Consider the following 1,101-nt stretch of genomic DNA (forward strand, 5'->3'; position numbering starts at 1 on the left):
CGGGCAGTTCCGGATTGGTCATGAAGCGTGCCTTGGGGTTGCCCGGTGGGTTGAGGATGCTCTGGATGTGGCCGCTGTTGGAGAGGATGAACTCGCACTTGCCGCCCAGCAGCCTGGCCGACTTGTAGCACGACTCCCAGGGGGTGATGTGGTCGTTCAGACCGGCGACACAGTAGAAGTCGCAAGTCACCTGCTTCAGGTCGATGGGCGTGCCGGAGACCTCCAGGGCGCCGGGGCGGTTCAGCGGGTTGCTCTTGAACAGTTCGACGAACTCGCCGTGCAGCGCGGCGGGCAGGCGCGTGGTGTCGTTGTTCCAGTAGAGGATGTCGAACGCCGGCGGCTGGTTGCCGAGCAGGTAGTTGTTGACCCAGTAGTTCCAGATCAGGTCGTTGGGGCGCATCCAGGCGAACACCTTGGCCATGTCCTTGCCCTCCAGCACGCCGGACTGGTAGGAGCGACGCTTGGCGGCCTCCAGGGTCTTCTCGTCGGCGAACAGCGCGACCTGGGTATTCAGTTCGAAGTCGAGCACGCTGACCAGTTGGGTGAAGGCGTTGACCTTCTTCTCGCCGCTGGCGACGTAGTGGCCGACCAGGGTCGCGGTGGTGATCCCGCCGGAGCAGGCGCCGAGGAGGTTGAGGTCCTTGCTGCCGGTGATCGACAGGACTACCTCGATGGCCTCCTTGAGCGCCTCGATATAGGTGGTCAGGCCCCATTCGCGCTGCGACTTGGTCGGGTTGCGCCAGCTGACGATGAAGGCCTGCACGCCGTTGCGCAGGCAGAAGCGCGCCAGGCTCTTGTCCGGCGACAGGTCGAAGACGTAGAACTTGTTGATCTGCGGCGGCACCACCAGCAGCGGGCGTTCGTGCACCGACTCGGTGATCGGCCGGTACTGGATCAGTTCCAGCACGTCGTTGCGGAACACCACGGCGCCCTCGGTGGTGGCCAGGTTCTTGCCCACCTCGAAGGCGTCCATGTCCACCTGGCTCGGCATCCCGCCGTTGTTCACCAGGTCCTTGGCCAGGTGGCCGAGGCCGTCCAGCAGGCTCTTGCCGCCGGTCTCGAAGAAGCGCTTGACCGCCGCCGGGTTGCTCAGGCTGTTGG

Annotated in this window: 1 protein-coding gene; it reads right to left on the bottom strand. The window is 64.8% G+C overall.

Annotation, left to right across the window (positions count from 1 at the left end):
- On the bottom strand, positions 1-1,101 hold a 1,101-nt coding region (locus EEB15_RS33020), incomplete at both ends, for an alpha/beta fold hydrolase (protein WP_141514231.1).

The organism is Ramlibacter sp. WS9, from assembly GCF_003797765.1.
Taxonomy (GTDB): Bacteria; Pseudomonadota; Gammaproteobacteria; order Burkholderiales; family Burkholderiaceae_C; genus Ramlibacter.